This is a genomic window from Pseudolysinimonas sp., from assembly GCF_031389465.1.
In the GTDB taxonomy this organism is placed as follows: domain Bacteria; phylum Actinomycetota; class Actinomycetes; order Actinomycetales; family Microbacteriaceae; genus Pseudolysinimonas_A.
Map to the genome: position 1 here is coordinate 1 of NZ_JANMSQ010000006.1, position 5,630 is coordinate 5,630.

General features: G+C 68.6%; 5 protein-coding genes. 1 reads left to right on the forward strand and 4 read right to left on the reverse strand.

The window, feature by feature from the left end:
* Positions 1-1,533 (reverse strand): GTPase HflX (hflX, locus tag RMO30_RS00110; protein ID WP_309707868.1); only part of this gene is annotated, 1,533 nt, incomplete at its 3' end.
* A 52-nt stretch (positions 1,534-1,585) separates the two neighbouring features.
* Between hflX and RMO30_RS00115 the strand changes: the two genes are divergently transcribed.
* Positions 1,586-2,233, forward strand: a complete 648-nt coding sequence (locus tag RMO30_RS00115; RefSeq protein WP_309707871.1) for a methyltransferase — start codon at positions 1,586-1,588, stop codon at positions 2,231-2,233.
* A gap of 10 nt (positions 2,234-2,243) precedes the next feature.
* Here RMO30_RS00115 and dapF read toward each other — a convergent pair whose 3' ends face one another.
* The 3 genes from dapF to miaB are packed head-to-tail and all read right to left on the reverse strand — an operon-like array spanning position 2,244 to position 5,583.
* Positions 2,244-3,122 (reverse strand): diaminopimelate epimerase, encoded by an 879-nt coding sequence (gene dapF, locus RMO30_RS00120; RefSeq protein WP_309707874.1) that lies wholly within the window; start codon positions 3,120-3,122, stop codon positions 2,244-2,246.
* Positions 3,123-3,148: 26 nt separating this feature from the next.
* Positions 3,149-4,054: a tRNA (adenosine(37)-N6)-dimethylallyltransferase MiaA gene (gene miaA, locus RMO30_RS00125; protein WP_397427865.1), complete on the reverse strand. Its 906-nt coding sequence runs from the start codon at positions 4,052-4,054 to the stop codon at positions 3,149-3,151.
* 5 nt (positions 4,055-4,059) lie between these two features.
* A complete protein-coding gene (gene miaB / locus RMO30_RS00130) occupies positions 4,060-5,583 on the reverse strand; it encodes a tRNA (N6-isopentenyl adenosine(37)-C2)-methylthiotransferase MiaB (RefSeq protein ID WP_309707879.1) in 1,524 nt (507 codons plus the stop codon).
* Between the last annotated feature and the right edge of the window lie 47 nt (positions 5,584-5,630).

Consider the following 5,630-nt stretch of genomic DNA (forward strand, 5'->3'; position numbering starts at 1 on the left):
GTCGAGCGCCGAGCGGATCATCCGCGCGATGCGATCGGTCGCCACGAGCTTGATCCGCGTGCCGTCTTCTTCGTAGTCGGTATCCAGCACCCGCGCCTTCTGATGCGCGAGCGAGACGACCTCGCCGCGGTCGTACGGCACGAGCAGGTCGAGTTCGACATCCCATTGCGGGAGAGTGTCGGCGACGCGTTGCCGGAGTTCGTCGATCCCCTCCCCGGTGCGGGCACTCACGAAGATCGCGTCGGGCTCCAAACCACGCAGCAGCATCCGGCGGTCGTCATCCACCAGGTCGGCCTTGTTGAACACCACGATCTCGGGCAGGTCGCGTGCGCCGACGTCACCGATCACGTCGCGAACGGTGGCGATCTGCGCACCCGGGTCGGGATGCGCGCCGTCGACCACGTGCACGATGACGTCGGACGAGCCGACCTCCTCGAGGGTCGACCGGAACGCCTCCACCAGTTGCGTCGGCAGGCTGCGCACGAACCCGACGGTGTCGGCGAGCGTGAACTCTCGGCCGTCGGGAGTGCTGCTGCGGCGTACGGTCGGGTCGAGGGTCGCGAACAACTGGTTCTGCACGAGCACGCCCGCCTGCGTCAGCCGGTTGAGCAGGCTCGACTTTCCGGCGTTCGTGTAGCCGGCGATCGCGACGCTCGGCACCTCGAAGCGGTCGCGGTTGGCCCGCTTCGCCTCGCGCGCCGGGGCGAAGCCCTTGATCTGCTTGCGCAGCTTCGACATGCGGTCGTGGATGCGGCGGCGGTCGAGTTCGATCTTCGTCTCACCCGGGCCACGGCTCCCCATCCCCGCGCCACCCGAGCCCACCTGACCACCGGCCTGACGGGACATCGACTCACCCCAGCCACGAAGACGCGGCAACAGGTACTCGAGCTGCGCGAGTTCGACCTGCGCCCTGCCCTCGCGGCTTTTCGCGTGCTGGCTGAAGATGTCAAGGATGACAGCGGTGCGGTCGATGACCTTGACCTTCACCTTGTCTTCGAGTGCGCGTCGTTGGCTGGGCGCAAGTTCGGTATCGGCGATGACGGTGTCGGCGCCGAGCGCCACGACGACGTCGGCGAGCTCCTGCACTTTGCCGCGCCCCAGGTAGGTCGACGGGTCGGGATGCTGGCGCCGCTGGAGCAACCCGTCGAGCACGACGGCTCCCGCCGTCTCGGCGAGGGCGGCGAGTTCGCGCAACGAGTTCTCGGCATCCTCCGGATCACGGGAGTACACGCCGATCAACACGACGTTCTCGATGCGCAGCTGCCGATATTCGACCTCGGTGACATCGTCGAGCTCGGTGCTCAGTCCGGGAACGCGACGCAGGGCCGCACGCTCTTCGCGGTCGAGCTGTTCACCGTCGAGGTCGGCGGTGCTCGTCTCTTCGTCGTGAAGCGCCTCCGCGCGGCGGTCGCCGAAACGGCTCACCGTGGCCGCACGCGACTTCTCGGCCGCGAGCACGCGGTCGATCGTGCGGTCGGGCTCAGTCGCCTGAGTATCAGTCGTCTGGGTTTCAGTCGTCTGGGAATCCGTCATTGTCGTCTCACCTTAGTTCTGTGTTCTGTTCGTTTTCGGTAGGTTCATACCCATGCCCGCCCCCGAGCACTACTTCTCGGCGAACCCCGGCGGCGAACTCGTGCCTCGCACCATCCAGGTGCGGCTCGCCGGTCGTGATCTCGAACTGACGACCGCGAACGGCGTTTTCAGTCCGGAGCGGGTGGATGTCGGCACCTCGGTGCTTCTCGCCAACGTTCCGGCACCGCCGCCGGGTGGCAATCTGCTCGATCTCGGGTGCGGCTGGGGTCCGATCGCGATCTCGCTCGCTCTCGAGTCCCCGCGAGCCACGGTGTGGGCGGTCGACGTCAACGAGCGCTCACTCGAACTGGTGCGGCGCAACGCCGCGCAGCTCCGGCTGACGAACATCAACGCCGTGACCCCTGACGAGGTTCCGGCTGATGCGTTGTTCACCACGATCTGGTCGAACCCGCCGATCCGGGTGGGCAAGAACGAACTGCACGCCATGCTGCTGCACTGGCTGCCGCGGCTCGAACCCGGCTCGGACGGCTGGCTGGTCGTGCAACGCAACCTGGGGTCCGACTCGCTGCAGCGTTGGCTGCAGGCGGAGCTGCCGAGAGACTTCGCGGTCCTGCGCGCGGCGACCAACAAGGGTTACCGAGTGCTGCGCGCCCGGCGTCGTTCCGGATTCACGGGCACGATCGACGTGATCACGGGCTGATCGCGGACTCTTAGCGGAGCTTCACAGTCCCCGAGAATACCAGCTCGGCCGGTCCGCTCAGCAGGACGTGATCGCCGTCCGCGCTCGGCGCAACCCGTACTCCCACGGTGCCGCCCGGAACGTCGACAGTCCACGTGTCGGGCGCGTCCTCGCCCGCCCAATGCCGGGTGGCGAGCGCGGCGGCCGCAGCACCCGTGCCGCAGGACAGCGTCTCGCCCGAGCCGCGTTCGTGGACCCGCATACGGATGCGACCGACGCCGTCCTGCACGAGCGGATCCGCTGGCACGACAAACTCGACGTTGACACCGTCCGGCGGGGTCGGCGTCACCACCGGGGAATCGCCGAGGTCGAGGGCATCCAGCTCGTCGTCGTCGGCGAGAGCCACGACGACATGTGGGTTGCCGACCCCGACCGCGAGGCCGGGTCGGTCGACGTGGAGGCCGTCGGCTGCAACCATCGCGTCACCGGCGACGACGAACGGCCCGAGGTCGACTTCGAACCCGTCGGCCGTGCGGGTGAGCGGTCGCACTCCGCCGCGGGTGCCGATCGCGACGGTGTCGCCGACAGCAAAGTCGAGCAGCCCCTGCGCGATCAGGTACGAGCCGTAGACGCGGATGCCGTTGCCACACATCTCCGCCGGGCTTCCGTCGGCGTTGTGGTAGTCCATGAACCATTCGGCTGCCGGGTCCTCGGCCAGGGCGGCGGCTCCCTCGGGGAGGTTCGCCGACCGCACCGCGCGGATAACGCCGTCGCCACCCACTCCGAAGTGCCGGTCGGCGAGAGCCGCGAGGTCGTCAGCGTCGAGGTCGACGCGGCCGTCGGGGTCGGCGAAGAACACGAAGTCGTTCCCCGTGCCGTGCCCCTTGGTGAAGACGATCTCGGTAGCCACCAGGCGATGCTACCGGCGCGGCACCCTCAGGCGCCGACGGCGGCAAGCGCCTCATCGACGATTGCGGGATCGTCGGCCTCGAGCCAGCGGGTCTGCCGGTATCGGCCGAACCAGCTCACCTGACGGCGGGCGTAGCGGCGGGTCAGAGCCGCCGCCTGTTCGATCGCCTGCTGTTCGGTCAGCTCGCCGCGCGACTGGGCGACGGCTTGGGCGTAGCCGATCGCCCGGCTCGCGGTCACCCCGAGTCCGGCGGGCAGCAGGCGATCGACTTCCGCGACGAGCCCGTCGCGCCACATCCCGACCACGCGGGCGTCGAGGTGCTCCACGAGCCGGGCGCGATCCGTGCGGAGGCCGAGCGTCACACTCGGTCGCCAGAGCGCGGTCTCGTCCGGCAAGCCCGCTCCAAACGGGGCACCGGTGATCTCGATCACTTCGAGGGCGCGCACGAGCCGTCGTCCGTTCGCCGGGCCGATCGCCGCCGCCGCCGCCGGGTCGACGCCGTGCAGCCGCCGATGCAACAGCCCGGGTCCGCCGGTCTCGAGCTCTGTTTCGAGTCGCGCACGCACCGTGGCGTCGGTGCCGGGGAACTGAAAGTCGTACAGCACGCTCGAGACGTACAGCCCGCTGCCGCCGACGAGGATGGCAACCGCGTCGCGGGCAAGGATCTCGTCGATGACTGCGCGCGCCTCGATCTGGTACCGCGCGACACTCGCCTCGTCACGCGGTTCGAGAACGTCGAGCAGGTGGTGTGGGATGCCCCGCCGCTCCGCGACGGGGGTCTTCGCGGTGCCGATGTCCATGCCGCGGTAGAGCTGCATCGCGTCGGCGTTGACGATCTCAGCGTCGCGGCCCGCGTCCCGAAGCCGGGATGCGAGGCCGAGGGCAAGTGACGACTTACCGGTTCCGGTGGCGCCGACGATCGCCGCGAGCACGAGGGTCAGCTCGCGGTGGGGTGCAGGCCGATCGTCGGCAATCCGAGGTTCACGCGCCCGGCAACGTCGAACGGAGCGGCGGGAACAGCGCAGGACTCGGCTTCGGCGCGATCCCAGGCGTCGCCGGCGCGAGTCCTCCGCACCGGAAGGCTGGAGCCCGCAGGGGCGGCGATCAGGAAGTGTGGCGCGCCGCGCGTGACCTCGACGGTCACGACGTCGCCGGGGCGCGGCGTCTCGCTTCCGGCCGGCACGTCGAAGTGCACGAGCCGGTTGTCTTCAGCGCGGCCCGACAGGCGGCCCCGCTCGACGTCACGACGACCTTCGCTGGTCGCGACGAGCACCTCGACCGTTCGGCCGACAAGCTTCTCGTTCTCTTCCGCGGAGATGCGCTCCTGCAGCTCGGTGAGGCGCTCATAGCGCTCCTGCACGACCTCTTTCGGAACCTGATCGGGCAGGGTTGCCGCGGGGGTTCCCGGCCGGATCGAGTACTGGAACGTGTACGCCGACGCAAAGCGGGCCCGCTCGACGACGCGCAGCGTTTCGGCGAAGTCATCCTCAGTCTCGCCCGGGAAGCCGACGATGATGTCGGTGGAGATCGCGGCGTGCGGGATGCGCTCATGCACCCGGTCGAGGATGCCCAGGAACTTCTCGGAACGGTATGAGCGGCGCATCGCCTTGAGGATGCGGTCAGAACCGGACTGCAGCGGCATGTGCAGCTGGGGCATGACGTTCGGCGTCTCGGCCATCGCATCGATGACGTCGTCGGTGAAGGCGGCGGGATGGGGGCTCGTGAACCGCACGCGTTCCAGCCCCTCGATCTCGCCGGCAGCACGGAGCAGCTTGCCGAACGCCAGCCGATCGCCGAACTCGACGCCGTAGGAGTTCACGTTTTGACCGAGCAGCGTCACCTCGATGACGCCGTCGGCGACGAGCATCTCGATTTCGGAGAGGATGTCGCCCGGCCGACGATCCTTCTCTTTGCCGCGCAGCGACGGGACGATGCAGAACGTGCAGGTGTTGTTGCAGCCGACCGAGATCGACACCCAGCCGCTGTGCGTGGAGTCACGCCGCGCTGGCAGTGTCGACGGGAAGACCTCGAGGGACTCGAGAATCTCGATCTGCGCCTCGTCGTTGTGTCGGGCCCGTTCGAGGAGACTCGGCAGCGATCCCATGTTGTGGGTGCCGAACACGACATCGACCCAGGGGGCCTTGTCGAGGATGACCGACTTGTCTTTCTGAGCGAGGCACCCGCCGACGGCGATCTGCATCCCCTCGTGCTCGCGCTTGGTGCTCGCGAGGTGGCCGAGGGTGCCGTAGAGCTTGTTGTCGGCGTTCTCGCGCACCGCGCAGGTATTGATGACGACGACATCCGCCACACCACCGTCGGAACGTACGTAGCCCGCCGCCTCGAGGCTGCCGGAAAGTCGCTCAGAGTCGTGCACGTTCATCTGGCAGCCGAAGGTGCGCACCTCGTAGGTGCGCGGACGCGACAGCGCCGCCGCGGCGCCCTGCGTGATCGCGCTGGTCATAGTGCGACCAGTGTAATTGGCTGGGGAGACGCGACGGCGCTGCCTGC